The following is a 21,856-nucleotide window of genomic DNA, read 5'->3' as shown; positions in this document are numbered from 1 at the left end:
AAAAGTTCAGTCTTAGCGTTTCCCGCAAGTTTTCCCACCGGGAAACTTGCGCTTCAATTGCACACACCGCACGGTCAGAATCATTTTTGTGCATTAGCGAAGCGTTGCCTCCCCTACCGACCAACAGCTTTTTAGGTCGAATTTCGAGTTTTCTGTCATAAGCTGTGTGTCATGCTGAACTTGTTTCAGCATCTGTTTTGTGTTATGAAAGAGATTCCGAAACGACATCGGAATAACAGGCTTTGTAAAAACTCGAAATTGAGCCTTTTAGTCTACTTTTCATACCTCATACCTCATATTTCCTACTTTTTAATTCTTAATTCCCGATTTTGTGCTATAATTTTTCATTGGCTCACGCCAGATAAAATCTTGGAGTTTCAATTGAACAAAAAAAATCCTATCGAACAAAAATTAATCCAAAATATTTTTGATCAAAACGTTATATTCGTGTTTTCTACGGGACTTTCCGCGGATTTGTGGGCAGACCGGGCGACGAAAATCACACAGGCGACTGCGGTTGCGACCGAGCGATTTATGGCCTGGGACGATTTTAAGAGCAAGTCAATTCGCGGACAAAAACAGGACAAAACTTCAGTTCCTTCAACGCTCAGAGACATTTTTGCCGCAAACATTATTTTACAGAACGGAGAAAAGCAGTTCCTAAAAAATCTTATCGTGCCAAAATTCGCAAAAGAATCTTCTGGCTTTACGAACTGGATTTCATCTCTTTTGCCGGGCCTTCGTCTTTGGGGCGAAAAAAAACTGTGCGAAATCGAGCCGAATCAAAAAGAAGCAGTAAAAACGATTCCGACGGAAGAAATCTTAAAAAAACTGTCGCAGAATGCAGAATCTGATTTTTTTGATGACGAAGACTGTGATTTTTTAGAAATCTTCAATCGATACAACAATTTTTTGAATCAGAACGCGCTTTTTGACCCGGCATGGGAAACTCCTCCGTTCAAGGCGGACGGAAAAAAATACATTTTGTTCTACCCGGAAATTTTAAGCGACTGGATTGAATACGAAAATATTTTAAAATCTTCGCCGGAAATCGAAATCGTGAACGTTCCAGAAGCGGACTCCACTCCCCCGTCAGTGGACTTTTACAAAAATTCACGCAGCGAAATTCGGAACGTCGCGCTTTACCTCCGAAATCTTCACGACAAAAAAGGCGTTCTGTGGACAGATATTGCGGTGAACGTTCCTGACCTTGAAAACTACGCTCCGTACATTCAGCGCGATTTTAAAATCTACGGGATTCCGAACAACCTCCGCAACGGAAAGAACCTTTCAGAAAGCGGTGCGGGGGCTTTGTTCAGGCAGATTCTTGAATGCGTTCAGAACAAATTTTCGTTTGAGAGCGTAAAAAAACTCCTGTTGAACTCAGAACTTCCCTGGCTCGACGGCGAGCTTAACAGCCAGTTAATCGAATTCGGAAAAATAAATAACTGCATCTGCTCCTACGAATATGCAGGCAAAGTCCATGATTCGTGGGAAGAAGCGTTCAAACTCAAAGGCGAAGGATATTCAAGAAAACATCAGCGCTTACTACACGAGTCTCAAGCGAAAGCTAACGGATTTGGTTTCGTCAGATTCATTTGAAGCAATCAGAACAAAGTATTTTGCACTGCGAAACTCATTTTTTAACATGGACGAGTGCCCGCTACAAAGTGATTTGATTATAAGCCGATGCATCGCGGAGCTTGGCGGGCTTTCCGACCTTGAAAAAAACTTTCCAGCGTGCAAAGTGCCTTCAACCTACAGTTTTTTTGTAAAATATCTCGAAAAAGTAAAATACTTGGCCCAAAGCGCGGACGTTGGCGTTGCGATTTTGCCGTACAAACTTGCGGCCACGGCCCCGTTCAAATATCACGTGGTGATTGACGCGAGCCAGGCTTCAACGAGCGTAATTTACCGCCAGCTCGGATTTTTGAGTGACATCAAGCGAAAGAATCTTGGAATCGACGACCCGAACATTTCTGATTTGTTTTTGAATCTCTATTCAATTTCTTCCACCGAAGAAACTTACTACACCTGCGCGAACGAAACTTTTTCGGGCTACGCCCTGCCAGCAGGCTTTTTGGAAGAAAAAGAGCCAGAAATGCTTGAAGATGACTATTTATTAAAAGAAAAAAATTATCTTCTTCAATATCAGACCGAATTTCCAAAGTCAATTTTTGAAGTGCAGAAAAGCGGATTTGAATTCTGGGAAAAATCAGCGGGAAGCGACGGTGAGCTTTTGGAAAATTCACTTGAATCAATCAGAGAGACCGTCAACAATTCACAAAAAAAAGACGGCAAACTAAAAATCTCGTATTCCAACATGAGTCAGTTTTTTGCCTGCCCACGGCTTTATCTTTTTGAGTACGTTTTTAAGATTGAGCAGCGGAACAACGAAGCTGAGCTAATGGACCATTTTGCAATGGGAAATTTATACCACAAGATTCTGGAATTTTTCTGCAAAAAGATTCAGCTTCTCTCTCTTCCGCTCACCACCACGGAAAACGGGCTCACAGACGAATACAAGGCGATTCTTTACGAGAGCGTTGATGAAGCGATTCAGGATTTTAAATCCAGCTATCTTGCAAAAGAACTTATAAAAACCACAAAAACTGCTCTTACCGCCACAATGGCAAACTGCGTTCACAATTTTTGCAAGGCTTTTTTGGGTTGCAAAGTTGTTGAAGTCGAAAAATACTACGAATATGCTCCTGAAGGGAAAAAATATTTTTGCCACGGAAAAATCGACTGTCTTTTAAAAAACGAGGATGAGGCGGAATTTATTCTCGTAGATTTTAAAAGCTCAAGTGGTGCGATTCACAAAGACAGATTTTTTGTTAGCGACGGCGTTGAAATTCCTGATTTTCAGATGCCGATTTACACATATCTTCTCGAACATCAGGCTCAGCCAAAAAAAATCGAGAACGCCGTGTTCTTCAACGTAAAAGAAAGCGAAAAAGTTCCGGTTTTCGGCACGCTGGTCTCCAAAATCAGCCACGAAGAATTTGAAGCGACAAGAAAAAAATTCGAATCGCTTTTGGATGTGTTCTCAGACCGAGTTGAAAACCTGGATTTTACGCTGGACGAAGGCGCCCAAACCTTTGAAGTGTGCCGCAACTGCAAGAACAAAGGAATTTGCCGCCGCACATTCAACGTAGGAAGAAAAGATTAGGACATTGAGAGGATTTTAAATGGCTAAAGAATTTGACGAATCACAAAAAAAAGCAATAAAAGTTGACCAAAACGCGGTCGTAAGCGCGGGAGCCGGCTCTGGAAAAACCAGCGTACTTTCGGCACGATTCGCACACTTAATAAACGAAGGACTTGAAGTTGACCAAATTTTGACGCTCACATTTACAAAAAAAGCCACTGTGGAAATGTCTGGGCGAATTTACAAAACGCTAAAAGAAAAAAAAGGCGACGAAAAGGCTGAAAAGGCCGTTAAGAATTTTTACAAGGCGAACATAAAAACCCTCGACAGCTACTGTAATTCAGTCGCAAAACTCGGAGCGCACTTTTACGGCGTAAGCCCGGACTTTACGCAAGACGCGGACAAAATCAGCTCGCAAGTGTCGGCAATGGCACTTCCGTTCATTCTGAAGCACCGGGACAATCTTGCTATCAAGGCACTTGTAAGCACAAAAGATTTTGCCCAAATTGCAAACGAACTTTTTGTAAATCCGATTTTGGAGCATTCAACAGTCGCAGAGCCAATTGATTTTAGGCGAGACATTAACCGTCAAAAAAACGAAATCGTGAACACTTGGAAAACACTTTCAAAAAAAGTTCTGAGTGATTTTAACGACCTTGAAAAGGCCTACAAAGCTTTTGACGGCGACAAGAGCAAAACATTCTTCCAGCGGCTAAAAAACATTATGGAACATTTGGATTTACCTGAATGCGCCCCGCTCTCGCTGGAATTTTTTGACAATTACGACGCAAAAGCCGCCGAGATTTTTGAAGACTTTGCAAAATGCGTGTACGATATTGCCTTCCTCTCACAGTCCGGAAGCACCGCAAAAGGACTAGAAAGCATAAAATCTGCCCTGAACGCTCTCCGCGAAAGCATTAAAAACCTGATTCCGGTCGTAAATTTTATTACCGGCTTTGGAATCGTACAAGCAATCGTGCCGCTTTTGGAAGAATTTCAGACACAGGTGAACTCGCTAAAGCGCAATTCCGGGATTCTCACCTTTGCAGACATTGCAAGCATTGCACTTTGCACGCTAAAAGAGCACCCGGAAATCCGGCAAATCGAAAAGGAACGCTACAAAGCGATTATGATTGACGAATTTCAGGACAACAATTCGATGCAGCGAGATTTACTTTTTATGCTCGCAGAAAAACCTGAACGGAACGAAAAGGGAATTCCGAGCGTTGGCGAGCTTTGCCCGAACAAGCTGTTTTTTGTAGGCGACGAAAAACAAAGTATCTACCGTTTCCGCGGAGCCGACGTTTCGGTGTTCAGAAATCTTTCTGATGATTTTAAAGACGGAAATCTTGAGCTAAAAACAAATTACCGCTCGCATCATTCGTTAATCAGTGCATTCAACACGATTTTTGGAGGATTTGAATACCCGCCAGTTTCACAAGAAAGCAAAAATCTTCCTTCAGTTTTCTTTACCGAAAAAAAATCTGTGGAAAACGTTCCAAAATACGAAGCGATTTACCACAAAGTCGATTTGCCAATCTCTAAGCAGAACGAAAAGGAATTTCCAAAACGGATTCACGTTGCCCGCTACGATGACTCAATCGAACCTGACGAAGATTTTTACCAGGGCGAAGAAGCCGAGGCAAAGTGGGTCGCAAAAAAAATAAAGAGTCTTTTGGGGACTGAAATTGACGGAAAAAAAATAAAGCCGAGCGACATTGCGATTCTTTTTAGGACGTTAAATCTCCAGCCGCTTTACGAGCGAACGCTTCTTGAAGAAGGTATTCCTTATGACTGCGAAAAACTCACGGGATTTTTTAACGACGGACCTGTAAACGATTTAATTTCGTTCATGCGGATTCTTGTTTACAAAAATGACTCGATTGCCTACTCGCAAGTTCTCCGTTCACCGTTCGTAAATTTGAGCGCAGATGAACTGAACGGCATTCTTGCCACGAATTTAAGTCCGTTCGAAGCCGACGCACAAAATATTCTTTGCGAAGAAAGCGCAAAACGATTTTATCACGCAAAAGAGCTTTATCTTGCGCTCGAAAAATCCGCAAAAATTGAGCCGCTCACAATCACTCTCACCAAACTCTGGTACGAAACTGGCTACCGCTACGAAACTTTGTGGAACCGAAAAGTCGAAATGTACAACACTCTCTACGACCGGCTTTTTGAAATTGCCCGCCAGTGCGAACTTGACACAACGGGACTTTCGGGCTTTGTAGACGGGCTTAGCTCATATCAGAAAGAAAGCGAAAAACTCGAAGGCGTAAACATTCCTCTCGAAAAAGGCGACAGCGTTCACATCATGACGATTTTTGCCAGCAAAGGACTTGAATTTCCGATTGTGTTCGTGTGCGGCACGCATAAAGGAACGCAAAAAGACCGCAATTTGGAGCCAGTTTTCTACAATCAACAGTACGGATTTTCAATAAACACGCCGGGTGGCAGGCACTTTCCAGAAAAATCAAATTATTTTTACGAAAAATCAAAGAAGCTGAATGAATCAATGGCATGTGCGGAACTTCGCCGAATCACTTACGTTGCCCTAACCCGCGCCGAAAGTGAAATTTACATCACAGGAATTGAAAAACCCGTAAAAGAGCCGGAAAGATTCGCGCCAGAAAACGGCGGAAATACGGACAAGATTTTAGAAATTCTTCTTCCGGTCCTGAATTTTTACCAAAATGCAGACGAGCAAGGTCAGTCGGAATGTTCACCGTTCATTTTTGAAACGATTGAACCCATTTCAAAATTTGAGGAAGAGGAAAAATCTGAATTCAGAGAAAACACTTACGAAGAAAAGCTCGAAGTAATTTCAACTCTGCACGAAATCTTCGCAGATTCAAAGCTGAATGTGATTCAGACCGAAAAACCAGAGTCAATTTACATTTCGCCAAGCCATCTTTACGAAGAAAAAGAAAATAAACTTATTTTTGGGCAAAACTCAGTCACTTCAAAACCAGACAAGATTCCGTTTTTTGAGATAAACGAAATTGTTGAGTCAACAAAGCGAAACGGCGGGAATGGAGAGCCTCGTTTTGGCTACGATGATTTTGGAACGATTGCCCACGCCTACATGGAATCCGCAGTTACGGGCGAAGAAGCGAAAATTCCTAGTCGCTGCTGGGACGGTCTTGACGCAAACGAAAAGAAAATCCAACGCGTAAAAGAAGTTTGCCAGGACATGAAAGAATCATTCGAAAAAAGCGAACTCGGAAAAGCTGCAAAAAATGCCAGCTGGAAGAAAGCTGAGTTCAATTTTAGAAGCAGAATTTTGGACGAAAGTGGTGAAGAAAAAATTGTTCGCGGAACAATGGACTTGATTTTTAAGAACGAGGACGGCTCTTACACCATCGTTGACTACAAGACGAGCCATGCGATAAACGAAGAAGTCTACAAAGAACAGCTCGCTTGCTACCGCGAGGCAATTTCTAAAATGCTGAATGTTGCCCCGCAAAAAATCAATTGTGTGCTCTATTATTTAAGGTACGCAAAAGAAGTAAAAATTGATTTTTAATTTGAAGTCAGCGCTAAAAACTTAATTCTGCACTGTCACCCCGAACCAGTTTCGGGTGCAGCATGACGTTTTTGGAAGACGAGTTTTACTTTGATTCAACACGCTTGATTTCAACCGTCGTATGCTCCGCCGCAACATCAACCATGCGACGGTTCCAAGTACGAGGATTGTAAAGCTCCACTTCCGTAAGCTCTCGCCAATGAATCTCGATTTCTGGAACCGGGAAAAGAGGCTTTGGCGGCGGAGCCTTTCGGGCATTATTCGAATCAACAAGTTTTTGAAGTTCTTCCCGATTTTCTCCGTCAATTTTTACAAGATACGGGGAAGAAAGCGCACAAATCGACAACTCAGAATCAAAAACCGCGTTCGCCGGAAGCGAATTAGACTTTTCCACATTCCTGATTTTTGTGCTTCGCCCTGTCGTGCACTGATAAAGCCTGTCACCAATCTGCAAGTATTTTGAAACGCTGAACGACGATTTTCCGTCTGAAAAGCCGGCTTTCTGCGTCGTGTATTCCATTCCGCTGAGCCAGTACCGAAGATGATAAACGTCTTTTCCGTTTACGTAGTACGAGCGCACTTCTTTTTTAAATCTCGGCGGGGAAACAGTGATTCCGTCTGCGGTAGCGGCTGACCGCCACAATCCGTCTTTAGATTTTTCAGATTCAGAATCGTCAACCGAGCCATTCACCGAAGTGTTTTTTTCTGAATCTGTGTCGTGAATCAAAAAATCAAGATAGATTTTTCCGCCAACAACGGCAACAGGAATATAAACAGGCTCTTTTATGTTTGGATATTTTACCACAAGCTCATACGCGCCAGCCGTTTTTGATTCATTTTCGTAAACGGTCTTGTATTTTACCGAAATATCTTCCGCCTTTTGGGAAGTCGTGTCGTTTCGGTCGCGGGCTTTAAGCTCCTTGAATTTTGCAGGCTCCGCCGCACGGTCGTTGTACCAGGTATAAAAAACCCGAAGCACCACGGAAAATTCGTTTTCGTTTGAAAACATCATTATTCGGTCTTTACCTTGCCAAATTCCGCGTAAAAGCTCAGGAACAGTTTCAGAAAGCCCAGAAGAGTCACTTACAGGAGTTGAAGGCTCAACTGAAACCTCTTCGGAAGCAACTTCAGAAGGATTTTCGTTTTCGTCTACAGTCGAACCCATTAAGTTTTGCGAGAAAGATAAAAATTCAGATACAAAAAAATTAGCTGTAAAATAAAAATCGATTTTTTCACGGATAGATTATCGGCACAAAATGGTTAAAAAAAAGGACTGCCAAAGCGGCAGTCCAGTTAAAATTTTCAAAACAAAACTACTGAGTAACTTTGTCAGCAGCAGCTTCAACAGTCTCTGTAACTTCTTCTTTAGCTGCTTCTACAGTTGTATCAACAGCTTCTTTTGCAGCTGTCTCTACAGTCTCTTTAGCTTCTGTTGCTGCATCTTTAGCAGCTGCTTTTGTTGAACCGCAAGAAACGAGTCCGAACAAAGCTGCAACTGTTGCAGCCAAAGCAATTTTCTGGATAGTTTTCATAAGTTCCTCCTAATTGAACTTTAAAATATTATATAAAAAATCAAATTTCAAGGCAATCTAAATGCTATATTCCGTTAAATAATTTGTTAAAACCATTCCAATCAGTATAGATTTTGGAGTTTCTAAATATTTTGATTATTTTATATCCACAACCTTTAGTCCTTTTCGCCACGGTGATTCCACAGAAACTAAGATTCCTGAAATTTCAGCAGTGACATTTGCCTTCAAAGCAACTTTTTCTTTTAAATAATCTTCCTCAAAAGTCAGAATAAAAGAAACTCTGCTTTTTGATTTTGGATTTTCTATGAGAACAAAGTCCTCACCATTTTTCACAATCAAACCATAAATGGCAAAACTCTCACCAATATTTTTTTCTGTAAGAAATGAGTGATTTGCCAACTTCTCATGCCGAAACGAATTATCAGATGAATCTGATGCAGTTGAATCAGCAAAAGAACTCTCTTCGGAAGTTTCTAGGTGCGATTTTGAAGCACAAGAAAGAAACACAAAAGCAAGAGAAATTATTAAGACTACAAAAAAACTCTTTTTCATGCTATTTACCAAACCAATATTCAAGCAAATCGCCCCATTTAGAATCACGTCCAAAGGCCAGGTCGCTCTTGTAAAAATCAGGAAGAGTTCCCTGAGAAAGATTCTCGCCATTTGTCGCAAGTGAAGCACCGCAGATTGAAAGCCCATAATGATGCTTGTAGTCACTGCACTTATCAATAGAACGATAAAAATCCCTATAGGAGATATCAGACTTACTGTCTCTCCAGCTATATGCGATTGCATTTCCAAGTTTTTGACTTACTGCAATAGCAGCCTCGTTCAGTTCTAGCCATGCGTTTTCGTTAGCAGAAGCAGAGAATGTTGGCGCCGATAATGCATTCATAAAATCAGCAAGATAGCCAATATCATAAAGCCATGCAAAAGAGCCTTGATAGTAAATTGAGCCATCAATGGAATACTTACTGCCATCCTCGTTATTGCCGAACAAATTTACAATATTCGCATGATGCTGCCCTAAATATTTTACAAAATTTTCGGTCTGGTCAGTTGCAGTTGGACTAAAAACACCATTCTCATCAACATAAACAGTTTTTAGTTTTCCAGAATCAGAAAGAAGAACATTGCACAAAGAATCCACGGCGGTCTTTACGTCCTCAATTTTTGAAAGGTCCGTAATCGTAAAAGTCGGTATTCCCAAATCACTTAGCCATTCAAGAAGCGATTGCTCATCCTCTGATAAAGCATAGTAGTTCTTTCCAAAAGCCTGCTGGGCATAATAATTCCAATATTCCAGCACGCTGTATTGCTTTTTATAGTCCTCAAGAATCTGCTTTCCAATCTGCTCAAGAGTGCAGTTCTTTTTGAAAGCTTTCATCAAATCTGTATAGTCCAACCCAGAGCCAGGAATTGTGTTCGGAGAAGCAGCAAGATAATTTGCGTAATCCTTAAACTGATATGCGTCTTCCAAAGATGAGCCAAGACAAACATCCATTAAAATCATGCCGAGTTTGTTTGACGGACCAAAACCAGCAGCTTGCAACGCTTCGGAAACATCTTTTGTTTTAAGGAAATCTGAACGAGAAGAATCATCCCAGCAAAGGGCACGGCGACCACTTGTATCTCCAACTTTTATCATTCTGCCGTCTGAAGTCTTTACATATCTTATACGTCTAGGGCCACCACCGTGGTCGCTAAACTGGAGAATAATTCCTTTTTTTGCGGTGTAATGTGCGTTTATCCAGTTCAGATAATTTATGAGCGTCTGTTTGTCGCCCATATTCACTTCGCCGTGGTATGAGCCGACACTCGTATCAACAGTCGTTTTTTCTGTAAGCCAAGGTGCTGTGTAAGACAGATTTTTAGTTTTGCTAGAAAGAACACAACCACGGTCATTCACATAGTCAGCTTTGCAAGAATAGTCTTCACCGACTTCATAAAGATACGTTCCTGTATCACCGATTTGCGGTGTTACAGTTACAGGATTTCCGTTTTCATCAGTGTCCAGCCAGCTTACAGCACCATCCCAGATTGCAACAGCAGTAACAGCGTCATAATCACTGTCATAACTACGAATATTATAAACTCCGTATTCGGCTTCGTTCAAATCCAGCCAGATTGGTTCATGAAGGTCATTATCACCGTCCATGTACATTGCCAAAAGCCAGTCTGTCTCTTTTTTTGTAACAGTCGGCGTTGCTGTTGTTTGAGCAAAGACTTCTGTTTTGCCCGTAAAAACTTTGAATGTGTATTCCGTGTCATTGGTAAGCCCAAAAAACTCCACATTTTTACCCCAAACTGTTTTTGAGGCAACTTCCTCGCTGCCATCGAAAACTTTTACGATATATGAATCCCAACCTTCTGCCGGTGAAAAAGCAAGTTCTACATAAGAGTCATCTGCTTTGGCAGAAAGATTTGTTACAGGAACTGGAGCCGCAACACGATATTCTTTTTTACAAGTTTCATGTTTACTTGTTACCTTGAAGTAATTCATTCCCTCTGGCAAAGGAGAATCAAACGTGTAGGTCACATATTTGTAACTGCCATAATTTTCAGATTTTGATGGAATACCTAAATTAACATCTTTGAAATTTTTGTTATCCGTAGAATGCTTAAAGTTGAGTCCAACATAAGAGCCATCTTCAAGCGGGCAAGAATTAGAATAAAGCTTAATCTCTATATCAGTTGCTGAAACATTAGAAATTGAAACTAACTCTGGTGAAAAAATGGCGTACAAAGTTTTATTTTCTATAATAGGTTCATTAAAATCAAACCGAACGGCCTTTTCTTGCGACTCTTTTGATTCAGACCAATACATAAAATAATTGCCTGTTCTATAAGGGTTTACAGGCAATTGAGATGAACTCAGACAGTCTGCACGTGGCAGGTTAACAATTTTTTCGCTATAGCCATCAGTCTTAAAGGTTACAGAAACTTGCTCCGTGGCAATCTCATCATCAGCACCACAGCTTATCAGTGAAAATGCTGATAAGATAATCCCTGCAAGACAAGCAAATTTTAGTTTTTTCATTTCGGGGGATACTCCTTATTTTTCTATTAATATTTGTTATTAGAAAATAACAAAATGTTACCCCCCCCCGTATATTTTTGTCAAGAGGTTAATTTTATTTTGTATGGATTTCTTTATGTAATTTGGTTAAGAGGAATTTTTCGGAGAAATCATCTATCCTTCCACCATTACAACTCCAGTTAGGGGCACAAAAAGTCAAGTGGGTTTCTTGCGCAAAATACAAAAATATAGTATCTTTGTATTGCACCACGGTGGTGGTAGGCTGAACCTCCGAATTCATTAGAACGAGGAGGCCTGCTATGACAGGATACGAAAGCATTATGCTTCTTTGTGCGGTCGTAACGACAATTGTTACGGTTGCATCGTTTGTCTTTGCTGTATGCAAGACTCTCGCCAAAAAAGATAAAAATAGCGAGTAGATAAAAAATAAAGCCTACGCTCACTGCAATTTCCGCGTAGGCTTTTATTAAGCACTTACGGAGGTTCAGCCACATTGCCGTGGTGCACTTCCTATGTATTCAAATATACCGCATTGAGCCAAAAAGTCAAGGCTACAGATTTCTTAGTCTCTACTCATCCATAAAAAAGCGGCAAGGAATCCTGTCGCCATTACAGCTCCGGTTAGGGGCGGAGCTGTCCAAAGACCAGAAATTCATTCAGATCGTTGCAGGAACGTTTTGTGCAAACTGTGAATTTTAAAAACTAATCCCCCCGCCAAACAAAGACTCTTGGCAGGGGATTAAGTTTTAACACTTTTACAGAAACTTACCCTAATGTGATTTCCACATTGACTTCTTTTTTGCCCTCAACAACAGGAACAACACAGCCGTCAATTGCTTTGCCGTCAACAATCAGCGATTTTACGCCCTTGCAAACGTGGCTTGGGTTTTTAATCGTGATGTTGTACTTTGCACCGCGGAACAATCTTGTCGCAGTAAAGCCGTCCCAGCTTGATGGAATTGACGGGTCAACCTTGAGACCATCGAAGTCCGGCTGAATACCAAGAATGTACTGGCTGATTGCAACCATATTCCATGCAGCCGTTCCCGTAAGCCAAGAGTTCTTGCCCTGACCAAAGTTCTTTCCAGTCTGCCCGATGTCGCTTCCCGCGTCCTTTCCGCCAATCATCTGGCCGTAAACATAAGGCTCTGTCTTGTGCAAGTCAGAAGTCTCTTCAGTGTAAGCAGGTGCGATTTCTGAGTAGTATTTGAAAGCCTGATTTCCCTCGCCAGCATAAGCCGCAGCACAGATAATCCATGCGTTGTTGTGAGTGAAGATACCAGCGTTCTCTTTGTATCCGCCAGGATATGTTGAGATTTCGCCGTACTGAACATAGTATTTTGTGAAAGCAGGGTTGTTGAGAACAAGACCGTGCTTTGTGTTCAGTCTCTCATCGATTGCGGCGAGCGTCTTCTTTGTCGCGTCTTTGTCGATGTCAGACATAATTGCAAAGCCCTGTGGCTCAATAAAGATTTTTCCCTCCTCGCACTCGTTTGAGCCCATCTTCTTGCCGTAAGCGTCATAAGCGCGCATGAACCAGTTGCCGTCCCAAGCTGAATCCATAATAGTTTTCTTCATCTTGTCGATTTCTGCCTGCGCCTTTGCCGCCTCGTCTTTCTTGCCCAAGTGGTTCAAGATTCCGACGAAGTTTGGACCAACGTAAGTAAAGAGCGCTGCAACGAATACAGATTCTGCAACCTTTGAATATCCGCCCTCTGCCTTGAATTTTGGGTTTGTGTAAGTCTGGAAACTTTCACCAGGTGTGTCAGAGAAGCATGAAAGATTGATACAATCGTTCCAGTCTGCACGCATTGCAAGCGGCAATCCGTGAGGACCTAAGTTGTTTACAATGTGATAGAAGCTTACTGTGAGGTGGTCGAGCATTGATTTTGCTTTTGACTCATCGTTGTCGTAAGGAACTTTTGCGTCTAAGATTGACCAGTCGCCTGTTTCCTTGATGTATGCAGAAACCGAGAGAATCATCCAGAGCGGGTCGTCCGAGAAGTCGCCGCCGATGTCTGCGTTGCCCTTCTTTGTGAGTGGCTGATACTGGTGATAGCAGCCGCCGTCCTCAAGCTGAGTTGACGCGATGTCGATGAGACGCTCGCGTGCGCGGTCTGGAATCTGGTGAACGAAGCCCAAAATGTCCTGATTTGAATCGCGGAAGCCCATACCTCGACCAATGCCGCTTTCAAAGTATGAAGCAGAGCGAGAAAGGTTGAACGTAACCATACACTGATACTGGTTCCAGATGTTTACCATGCGGTTCACTTTGTCTTCTGGTGTGTTTACGTTGAGGATTCCCAAAAGCTTGTCCCAGTAAGCGCGGAGCTCTGCCATACCAGAAGCGAACTTCTCTGGTGTGTTGTATTTTTCAATCATGGCAAGGGCTTTTTCCTTGTTGATTGTCTTTCCGTCAGCCTCGAACTTCTTTTCAACAGGCATCTCAACATAGCCCAAAACAAAAACGAGCGTCTTGCTCTCGCCAGCCTTGAGTGTGATTTCTTTGAAATGTGAAGCGATTGGAGACCAACCGTCTGCGAGTGAGTTTGTGCACTTTCCGTCAAGAACTGCCTGTGGATTGTGGAAGCCGTTGTAAAGCCCGATGAAAGCGTCACGGTCTGTGTCGTAGCCGTCGATTTTGTCGTTCACTGAATAGAATGCGTAGTGATTTCGGCGGTCGCGATATTCTGTCTTGTGATAGATAACTGAATCTTTGATTTCAACGCGTCCTGTCGAAAAGTTTCGCTGGAAGTTCGTGCAGTCGTCCTGAGCGTCCCAAAGACACCATTCCGCGAATGACCAGAACTTGAACGTCTTGTCTGTCTTTCCTTCGTTCGTAAGGACAACTTGCTGAACCTCGCCGTCAAAGTCCTGAGGAACAAAGAATGTGACTTCTGCCTTCAAATCATTCTTTTTGCCTGTAATTACAGTGTAGCCCATACCGTGTCGGCACTCGTAAGAATCAAGCTCAGTCTTAACAGGAGACCAGCCCGGATTCCAGATTGTGCCATTGTCGTTGATGTAGAAATAGCGTCCGCCCATATCGATAGGCACGTTGTTGTAGCGGTATCGTGTTATGCGGCGAAGACGTGCGTCTTTGTAGAAAGAGTATCCGCCTGCCGTGTTTGAAATCAGCGAGAAAAATCCTTGAGTACCAAGATAGTTAATCCAAGGATACGGTGTGCGAGGAGTTTCGATTACATACTCGCGGCGAGAATCATCAAAGTGTCCGAATTTCATTATAATCTCCTTACGAAAACGTTGTAGAAAAATTATAATAAAAGATACTTCTTTTTGCAAGATTTTGATTTTTAGAATATAAAAATAATCTTTTGATAAAAATAAGGCTCTCGCCACGGAAAAACAGCCGGGCTTATACAGGTTTTACCACAGTTCCGCCTTTTATCACCCTGCCATTAACGAATTCTTTTTTCGGCGCAAAATCCTCTCTTTTTTCAATCTGGTCAAAAAGAGCCTCCGCCATCGTCTGGCCAATAAGTTTGCCGTTCTGCTCGTAAGTGGTGAGCGGAGGATTCATCATTGCGCTGAGTTTGATTCCGTCGTAACCGACAATGCTAATGTCTTTTCCGGGAACAAGATTCTGTGCATTCAGCTCACGGATTCCACCAAGAGAAGCGTAATCATCCGGGTAAAAAATGCAGGTCGGTCTTTCTTTGAGACGCAGAAGTTTTTGAGTGGCAACTGCACTTCCCTCTGCATCATGGTACATCGCCTCAATAAAATATTCATCAGGAATTAAAATTCCATGCTCTGCACAAGTTTTCTTAAAAGAATCAACTCGCTGCTCAGTGACCCAAGTTTTTTCTCCATGAATCATCGCGATTTTTCTGTGCCCCATTGAAATCACATATTCGGTAAGTTCACTGATTCCTTTTGCAGAGTCACTCACAACTGCAGAATGTCCCGAGCCAAAAGAATAATCAAGCGTAACAGTAGGAATTTCGCTTTTTAAAAGATCCGTGATTCCTTTAGAGTCAAAGTCGCAGGAAAGGAGCGCAACTCCGTCATAATTCCGGGCGAGCGTGTGTGAATAATAATCGTAATTTTTTTGAGAAATTCCGCCCAAAAAAGTCATGTCGTAGCCTTTTTCAAACGCAACTTTCTGGATTCCAGAAATCACACTTGCAAAATATTCATGCTGAAGGCCAACGCCGGTTTTTTCTTCAAAAATCACGCCAATATCAAAAGTCTTGTTCGTTCTGAGAGTTTGTGCGGCAAGATTCGGTCTGTAGCCAAGTTCATGGGCTTTTTTCTTTACGAATTCCGTAGTTTCAGGACTGATTTCCGGACTTCCCTTAAGGGCTTTGCTTACAGTTGAGAAAGAAACCTTGCATTCGCGTGCGACATCTTTTATCGTAACCATGAGGAAAGCATAACATCTTTACTCACATATTCAAAGCCCCAAGAGAAATTTTTTAGACCAAGCGGTGAGGAATTAGTTTTCTATATATTTTGCCTTCCACAATTTGTATTCTTCAAGGAATTTGCTTCCAGAAGTATTCGTGTAGGCATAGCCATTCCGACGTTCCATAGAGATTTCAGAAAAATCGCTTACGAAAATACAGCCACGGTCAACCCACACCGGCGAAAGGACTTTCGGATACGTGCCCTGAACAGGTTTTCTTGAACCGGTTTTTATGTCAAAGGAACCGTCAAGAGCATAGAACCTTGCCCACATGTCAGGAGCATCTGGAACATCTTCAAGCACGCGCTCGCTATCATAATAATGATTATTGAGAGTCACAGGCTCTGAAAGCGGAATGCTGACACGCTTTTTTCCGTGGATTCTTATATCATCCCGGTCAAAAAACTCCGAACCGGCAACAATCGCTTTTTTCATTTCGTCAGTCGGATTTTCGTCAGCCATAAGAAGCCGCAGAATCTTAAAGCTTTCTGCCGAACAGATTGAAGGCGGCTCGTATTCCCGCGCCCAAATCGGTTTTAAGGTTTCATGGTCGTGCTGCTGGCACCAGGCCGTCAAAAGTTTTGAACCATCGTCAAGCGTAACCGTAATCTGAGTTTTTAAAATGCAGTCAATTCCCTTGTAATAAGCCTCGCGGGCCTTTTCACGCATTTCTTTTGGAAAAACGCTATACACTTCATCATTCGCAACGCTTTTTAGCGTGCCAAGTGCATTTGACATCACGTTGTCATTGTAAGTAATTCCGTAAACGTCAGAACCCGTAAAACCGCCGCTTGAAGGATGCTGAGCGTTCAGAATCCACTTTAAGGCTTTTGTTGCACCTGTAAGATACCGGCTCTCGCCAGTCTGCGCGTAAACCTGGCACAAATACTTCATTTGCGAGTAGATATTTCCGTTGTCCATCGTGCTTCCCGAAGAATTCTTCTTAAGTCCGTAGGTTACAGGTTCAATTTCACTGTTTTTTTCTTTGAGTTCCTTTAATTCAGAAAGGGTAAAAACCCGCTGCAAATCAAGATTTTTTGCCCAGCCGCCGTCAGGATTCTGAAGATAAATCATGTTTTCGGCAAAACCCACAATTTGGTCTGTGTCATAAAGCTTCCAAGGCGGAATTGAATTAGGATATTCATAGCGGGCGTGATTAAATCCGTCACTGAATTCATCAATAGAAATTTCGGAATAGCGTTTTGAAGTCAGTTCCAAAAATGATTCGTCGTCACTTGCGATGTCGGAGATTTCGACAGTCAAAACATCATCTGAAAGGCTTTCAGTTTTTACTGCGTGGCAACCAGTAAGTACAGTCACCAATGCGATTATAGGAATTATTTTTTTCATGTTTTTAGTCTACAAGAAAAATCCTATTGCATTCTGACATTTTTTTGGCTTTATTTGACTTTACCGTCATGTGTAGATGCCGAAATAAATTCGGCATGACGTACCTGCAATTTCCGCATGACGCGCCTGAAAGTTCTGCATGGCTGGCTTGTAAATTCGGCATGACGGCAAGTCTGTCATTCCGAACTTGTTTCGGAATCCACTGCTAACAAAACGGCACCGAGAGTTTTAACAGTGCCGTTTTCTTCTATTTAAACAGTTTCTTATATTCCTTTTCGTGGATTTTTACGATTTTATGCCGCATCAACTCTTGCTTGGCGTTGATTTCTTTGCCGATTTCGAACGATTCTTTTAGGAGCGTGAATTTAAAAATTCGCTCGCAGGCTCTAAAGCCAGTTTTTGCGTTTACGAGAGTGTCAATTTCGGTTCTGAAGAGATTCTGAATCTCGTTCGTCTGCAAGAGTGTCTCGTAGTTGTCGTAAAGAATATTGTTTTCCTCGGCATAGGCAACAACGTTGTGCTGGTCAGGAACAATGAACGCACCAAGATAGCGCTTGTCCTGCCCCACTACCATTGAACGCTCAATGTACGGGCTTGCGTTAACAGCTTTTTCGATTACAAGCGGCTCAATATTCTCTCCGCCAAGCAAAACGATTGTGTCTTTTGCACGGCCAACGAGTTTTATTTCTTCGTCATAAGAAATCATTCCAATATCGCCAGTGTTGAGCCAGCCTTCGCCGTCTATAATTTCGCTCGTCAAGTCAGGGCGCTTGTAGTAGCCTTTCATCACCTGACGGCCCTTTACCATTACGATTCCGCGCTTACCGGCTTTTAAAGGCTCTCCGTTAACAATTTTTCCGTCTTTTTCGGCAACGATTTTTACGTCAAACGAAGGGAAAACCCAACCGACGTTGTTTGAACGTGGTTTTTTAGAATTTCGAACGGAAATTACAGGCGCACATTCAGTCATTCCGTAGCCTTCAAGAAGATTGAATCCGATTGCATGGTAAAAAGCCTCAGTTTCAGGCTGAAGCGCACCGCCACCAGAAATAACCGCACGGAAATTTCCGCCAAAACGGGCACGAATCTTTCGGTAAAGCACAAGCTCGCCAACAATGTGACCAGGCCAGCTCAAAATGAACGGAACGATTCCCCAAAGCACGTCCAAAAAGCGCGGATACCACTTGTAACGGCAACGAAGCCCCAGAACCCGCTCCTTCATTTTATAGTAGACTTTTCCGATTCCGATGAACGTGTTAAAAACCAGCTGCTGCATTTTTTCCTGTTTTTTTACTTCCCGGAAAAGCCCCTGGGCCACGGCTTCAAAAAGACGAGGAACAACGTTCATCCACTGAGGCTGAACAAGATTCATGTCCTGCAGCATGACGGATGCAATCGGTTTTGAGTAGGCAAAGCCGCCTTCAAGGGCAACGACCATGTAGCAGAAAGCCCGCTCAAAGGAATGCCAAATCGGAAGGACGGTAAGCCAAATGTCTCCCGGCTGCATGAGACCAAGAACTGAGTGAGCAACCTCACATTCAGCAATGTAATTGTCGTGGCTAAGCTGAACCCCTTTAGGAAGACCGGTCGTTCCAGAGGTAAAGATTATCGTGGCCGTGTCGGAAGGGTCGATTGACTCCATCTCTTCTTCAATCTGAACCCATTCTTCTTTTGTAATCGAAACGCCCTCGCTTTCAAGAAAATGATAGTTTATCACTTCAACTCCAAGGGCCTTTGCATTTTCGACAGTTTTTTCATCCGGGTAATCAAAAAGAATCGCCGTTTTTAGTAAAGGAACTTCTTCAATTTTTTCAAGGACTTTTTCAAGCTGACGACCGTTCTCAAAAAAACAGACTTTACATTCAGCAAAATTCAAAATAAAGCGCATCTCAACGCCCATCGAGTCGCAACCGCGAGGAACGTCCACCGCGCCGAGCGTAAGAAGCGCAAAGTCGGTGATGAGCCACTCGCGTCGGTTGTCGCTCATAATTCCGACATTCTCGCCTTTTTTGATTCCGAGTTTTTTTAACGTATTTGCCATCTCAATAACGTGCTGATAAACCTGAGAATAGCTGTAGCGGACAAAAACTCCGCTTTTGTTCTTGACTTCCTGCAATGTGTGGTTCGGGATTTTCTTAACTTTCTCGCGGAACATAAGTGGAATGTTTTTGCCTAAAGTTTTATCCATTTTTGACTCGTCAATCATTTTGAACCTCTGAATCTAAATTTTTGCGTCATTATGACATTATCACATTTTTTGTCATTTTGTCTATGTTTCCACATCACAGAGGCTACATTACAAACTTACCACTGTAAAAAAATTGTCTGCACTACCACAAAAAAAACGTTTTTGTTCACGCGGTGCAAGGATCTCAAAGTGGACTTTATCCAAAACACGGGTTATTATGGAAGAATGATGAGAAAAAGTTTATTTGGTCTGATTTTTATTTTGTCAATTTTTTCAATTGTTTCCTGCACAGACAGCAAAACAAAAGTAATAAAAGTTTTTGGCAACGGTGAAGTAACTTACATTCCGGATACCGTCACCATGACCGTAAAATTAAAGAGCGTAAAGCCAGTTCTGAGAGATGCAATTTCAGAAACAAATGCCACAAGCAAAAAATTATTAAGCCTGTGCAAGGAATATTCAATTTTGGATGAAGACATAAAAACAAGTTTTTCACAATCTGGAAGGGAATATGAATACCAGAACGGCAGAAACGTTTTTGTGGGATTCCGTTCGGAGCAATCGATTCAAATTACTTTTAGGGACTTGACCCGAGTTGAAGAATTTACAGGAGCGATTTTGGCACTGCAAGTTTATTCTTTGGGTGATTTTAGATACAGCCATTCTAAAAAAAGCGAGTTTGAAAGCGAAGCAAATCTTTTGGCACTGGACGACGCTAAAGCCGCCGCAGAAAAAATGGCCGAAAGAATGAACGTAAAAATAGGCGAAGTCCTTTATATTTCGGACGTTGATACGAGCGAACCTTCATATTATTATCGTGACAGTTATGAATCCATTGCTCAAAACAAAAGCCTGAACAGCTCTTCGGGTTTCGTTGTCGCACCAGGAATTTTAGCTTCAAGCAAAAATGTTGTTGTAACTTTTGAACTAAAAAATAAAGATTAGTGTATTAAATATTTAATAAGTGTCATGCTGAATTTATTTCAGCATGACAGGCCTGTAAATTTTACAATAACTTCGGTACGACACTTTTTTCCGCAAAGATGCAGAGATTCTGAAACAAGATCAGAATGACCGCTTTTTGTTTTATTCATAATTCATAATGCTCAATTCCTAAATTTCCTTTCATCTTTCACTTTTCTCGTGTATACTAGCCATGTTATGGTTAAAAGTATTGTAGAGATTTTAGACAAAATTGACGGCGTAATGTACTACCCTATTTTGATTGTCGTAATGGCAGTTGCGGGATTGTATTTTACGTTCAGAACGAAGGGCGTGCAGATTCGTCTTTTTGGCGAGGCACTCAACGTTATCCGCGAAAAACCAGATGACAAAAATCATGTTTCTTCTTTGCAGGCAATGCTCGTTTCAACGGCATCGCGGGTAGGAACCGGAAACATCGTTGGTGTTTCAACCGCAATCTGTTTGGGCGGAGCCGGAGCAGTTTTTTGGATGTGGGTAATGTGCATCGTCGCAACCTCTTCGGCATTCATAGAAAGCACGCTTGCTCAAATCTACAAAAGACGCAAGAACGACGGAACTTGCTACGGAGGACCAGCTTACTACATTGAAAAAGCACTTCACGCGCCGTGGCTCTCGGCAGTTTTCTGCGTGTTCCTTATCGTAACTTATGCGGTAGGATTCAACATGCTCGCGTCATACAATCTTCAATCAACTTTTGCAACATATTCATTTTATGACAAAAGCAAAACTCCATTTATAATCGGATGCGTGCTCGCCGTTCTCGTCGGCTACTGCATTTTGGGTGGCGGAAAGCGAATCGTAAAATTCACGGGCGTAATCGTTCCTGTAATGGGAATTTCTTACGTTCTTGTTTCGCTCATCGTAATCGTGTTCCACATCAATCTTGTGCCTCAGATGTTCGCAATGATTTTTTCTGACGCATTCAACTTCCGCTCAATCGCTTCGGGAGTCGCAGGCTCGTGCATGGTTTACGGAATCAAACGAGGCCTTTACTCGAACGAAGCCGGCGTCGGTTCTGCTCCGAACGCTTCCGCAAGTGCGAAAGTTTCTCACCCGGTAAGTCAGGGCTTGGTTCAGATGCTTTCAGTTTACATTGACACTTTGGTTTTGTGTACGGCAACAGCTTTGATGTGTCTTGCCAGCGGTGTTGAGCGAAGCAAAGCTGTTTCGGGCGCGCTTTACGTTCAGAACGCAATTTCTACGGTTTTTGGTCCGATTGGCCCGATTTTTATTACCGTTGCAATGGTTCTTTTTGCGTTCACAACGCTCATCGGAAACCTCTATTATGTTGACAATGCAATCATTTACTTGAACGGCAAAAAAGAGCCTTCAAAAGCATTTTTAAGAACGTTCCACGTGTTCTGTGCGCTTGTCGTTCTGGTAGGAGCAGGAATTCCAATGGATGCGGCGTGGGCCGTTGCGGACATTCTCATGGCGGGAATGACGTTCATCAACCTTCCGGTCTGCGTGATTTTGGGAAAAGTCGCTATTAATGCGCTAAACGACTATACAAAACAGCGAAAAGAACTTAAAAAAGCCGGACGAAACGAAATGCCAGTTTTCAAGGCAAAGAATATCGGTCTTGACGAAAGCGAATTGGATTTCTGGATCTAAGGGAAACGCGGAAAGTTAACTTTTAAAGTCTGAGTTGACCTT

Annotated in this window: 13 protein-coding genes; 5 read left to right on the top strand and 8 right to left on the bottom strand. The window is 42.4% G+C overall.

Annotated elements, in window-relative coordinates; genetic code table 11:
- The first annotated feature begins 381 nt into the window (after positions 1 to 381).
- Genes JI65_RS14240 through JI65_RS14230 form a run of 3 tightly spaced genes read left to right on the top strand, consistent with a single transcriptional unit; the run spans position 382 to position 6,677 of the window.
- Positions 382 to 1,602 carry an exodeoxyribonuclease V subunit gamma gene (locus JI65_RS14240; protein ID WP_191017799.1) on the top strand — a complete coding sequence of 407 codons (1,221 nt, stop codon included), beginning with the start codon at positions 382 to 384 and terminating at the stop codon, positions 1,600 to 1,602.
- Complete coding sequence (locus tag JI65_RS14235) at positions 1,484 to 3,172, top strand: PD-(D/E)XK nuclease family protein (protein ID WP_191017797.1); 1,689 nt, start codon at positions 1,484 to 1,486, stop codon at positions 3,170 to 3,172. The genes JI65_RS14240 and JI65_RS14235 overlap by 119 nt, the downstream gene beginning before the upstream one ends.
- Before the next feature lie 19 nt (positions 3,173 to 3,191).
- Positions 3,192 to 6,677, top strand: coding sequence for a UvrD-helicase domain-containing protein (locus JI65_RS14230; RefSeq protein WP_191017796.1), 3,486 nt, complete (start codon positions 3,192 to 3,194; stop codon positions 6,675 to 6,677).
- Between the two features lie 85 nt (positions 6,678 to 6,762).
- On the opposite strand, the gene JI65_RS14225 is transcribed toward JI65_RS14230, so the two are convergent.
- The 8 genes from JI65_RS14225 to JI65_RS14190 form a co-directional block, all read right to left on the bottom strand.
- Positions 6,763 to 7,842 (bottom strand): hypothetical protein, encoded by a 1,080-nt coding sequence (locus JI65_RS14225; protein ID WP_191017794.1) that lies wholly within the window; start codon positions 7,840 to 7,842, stop codon positions 6,763 to 6,765.
- Between the two features lie 148 nt (positions 7,843 to 7,990).
- Positions 7,991 to 8,209, bottom strand: coding sequence for a hypothetical protein (locus JI65_RS14220; RefSeq protein ID WP_191017793.1), 219 nt, complete (start codon positions 8,207 to 8,209; stop codon positions 7,991 to 7,993).
- Between the two features lie 135 nt (positions 8,210 to 8,344).
- Positions 8,345 to 8,761, bottom strand: coding sequence for a hypothetical protein (locus JI65_RS14215; protein WP_191017791.1), 417 nt, complete (start codon positions 8,759 to 8,761; stop codon positions 8,345 to 8,347).
- 1 nt (position 8,762) lies between these two features.
- On the bottom strand, positions 8,763 to 11,249 hold the full coding sequence (locus JI65_RS14210; RefSeq protein ID WP_191017789.1) for a clostripain-related cysteine peptidase: 2,487 nt from the start codon (positions 11,247 to 11,249) through the stop codon (positions 8,763 to 8,765).
- 765 nt (positions 11,250 to 12,014) lie between these two features.
- On the bottom strand, positions 12,015 to 14,492 hold the full coding sequence (locus tag JI65_RS14205) for a glycoside hydrolase family 94 protein (protein ID WP_191017788.1): 2,478 nt from the start codon (positions 14,490 to 14,492) through the stop codon (positions 12,015 to 12,017).
- Positions 14,493 to 14,625: 133 nt separating this feature from the next.
- Positions 14,626 to 15,636, bottom strand: coding sequence for a LacI family DNA-binding transcriptional regulator (locus JI65_RS14200; RefSeq protein WP_191017786.1), 1,011 nt, complete (start codon positions 15,634 to 15,636; stop codon positions 14,626 to 14,628).
- A gap of 72 nt (positions 15,637 to 15,708) precedes the next feature.
- Positions 15,709 to 17,028 (bottom strand): pectate lyase, encoded by a 1,320-nt coding sequence (pelA, locus tag JI65_RS14195; RefSeq protein WP_191017784.1) that lies wholly within the window; start codon positions 17,026 to 17,028, stop codon positions 15,709 to 15,711.
- Positions 17,029 to 17,275: 247 nt separating this feature from the next.
- Positions 17,276 to 19,216, bottom strand: coding sequence for an AMP-dependent synthetase/ligase (locus JI65_RS14190; RefSeq protein WP_242457261.1), 1,941 nt, complete (start codon positions 19,214 to 19,216; stop codon positions 17,276 to 17,278).
- A gap of 228 nt (positions 19,217 to 19,444) precedes the next feature.
- Here JI65_RS14190 and JI65_RS14185 point away from each other — a divergent pair, with 228 nt between their 5' ends.
- Positions 19,445 to 20,161 (top strand): SIMPL domain-containing protein, encoded by a 717-nt coding sequence (locus tag JI65_RS14185; protein WP_191017781.1) that lies wholly within the window; start codon positions 19,445 to 19,447, stop codon positions 20,159 to 20,161.
- A gap of 216 nt (positions 20,162 to 20,377) precedes the next feature.
- Complete coding sequence (locus tag JI65_RS14180) at positions 20,378 to 21,814, top strand: alanine/glycine:cation symporter family protein (RefSeq protein ID WP_191017779.1); 1,437 nt, start codon at positions 20,378 to 20,380, stop codon at positions 21,812 to 21,814.
- Positions 21,815 to 21,856: the final 42 nt, after the last annotated feature.

The organism is Treponema zioleckii, from assembly GCF_014737315.1.
Classification (GTDB): Bacteria; Spirochaetota; Spirochaetia; order Treponematales; family Treponemataceae; genus Treponema_D; species Treponema_D zioleckii.
The sequence above is the reverse complement of the archived record's forward strand: the minus strand, read 5'-3'. Positions and strand labels throughout refer to the sequence as shown.

Bases quoted from the DNA above. Each gene is read 5' to 3' on its own strand.
- JI65_RS14220 (WP_191017793.1), bottom strand. From the start codon at position 8,209: ATGAAAACTATCCAGAAAATTGCTTTGGCTGCAACAGTTGCAGCTTTG.
- JI65_RS14230 (WP_191017796.1), top strand. From the start codon at position 3,192: ATGGCTAAAGAATTTGACGAATCACAAAAAAAAGCAATAAAAGTTGAC.
- JI65_RS14215 (WP_191017791.1), bottom strand. From the start codon at position 8,761: ATGAAAAAGAGTTTTTTTGTAGTCTTAATAATTTCTCTTGCTTTTGTG.
- JI65_RS14225 (WP_191017794.1), bottom strand. From the start codon at position 7,842: ATGGGTTCGACTGTAGACGAAAACGAAAATCCTTCTGAAGTTGCTTCC.
- pelA (WP_191017784.1), bottom strand. From the start codon at position 17,028: ATGAAAAAAATAATTCCTATAATCGCATTGGTGACTGTACTTACTGGT.
- JI65_RS14235 (WP_191017797.1), top strand. From the start codon at position 1,484: ATGATTCGTGGGAAGAAGCGTTCAAACTCAAAGGCGAAGGATATTCAA.
- JI65_RS14185 (WP_191017781.1), top strand. From the start codon at position 19,445: ATGAGAAAAAGTTTATTTGGTCTGATTTTTATTTTGTCAATTTTTTCA.
- JI65_RS14210 (WP_191017789.1), bottom strand. From the start codon at position 11,249: ATGAAAAAACTAAAATTTGCTTGTCTTGCAGGGATTATCTTATCAGCA.
- JI65_RS14180 (WP_191017779.1), top strand. From the start codon at position 20,378: ATGGTTAAAAGTATTGTAGAGATTTTAGACAAAATTGACGGCGTAATG.
- JI65_RS14205 (WP_191017788.1), bottom strand. From the start codon at position 14,492: ATGAAATTCGGACACTTTGATGATTCTCGCCGCGAGTATGTAATCGAA.
- JI65_RS14200 (WP_191017786.1), bottom strand. From the start codon at position 15,636: ATGGTTACGATAAAAGATGTCGCACGCGAATGCAAGGTTTCTTTCTCA.
- JI65_RS14190 (WP_242457261.1), bottom strand. From the start codon at position 19,216: ATGGATAAAACTTTAGGCAAAAACATTCCACTTATGTTCCGCGAGAAA.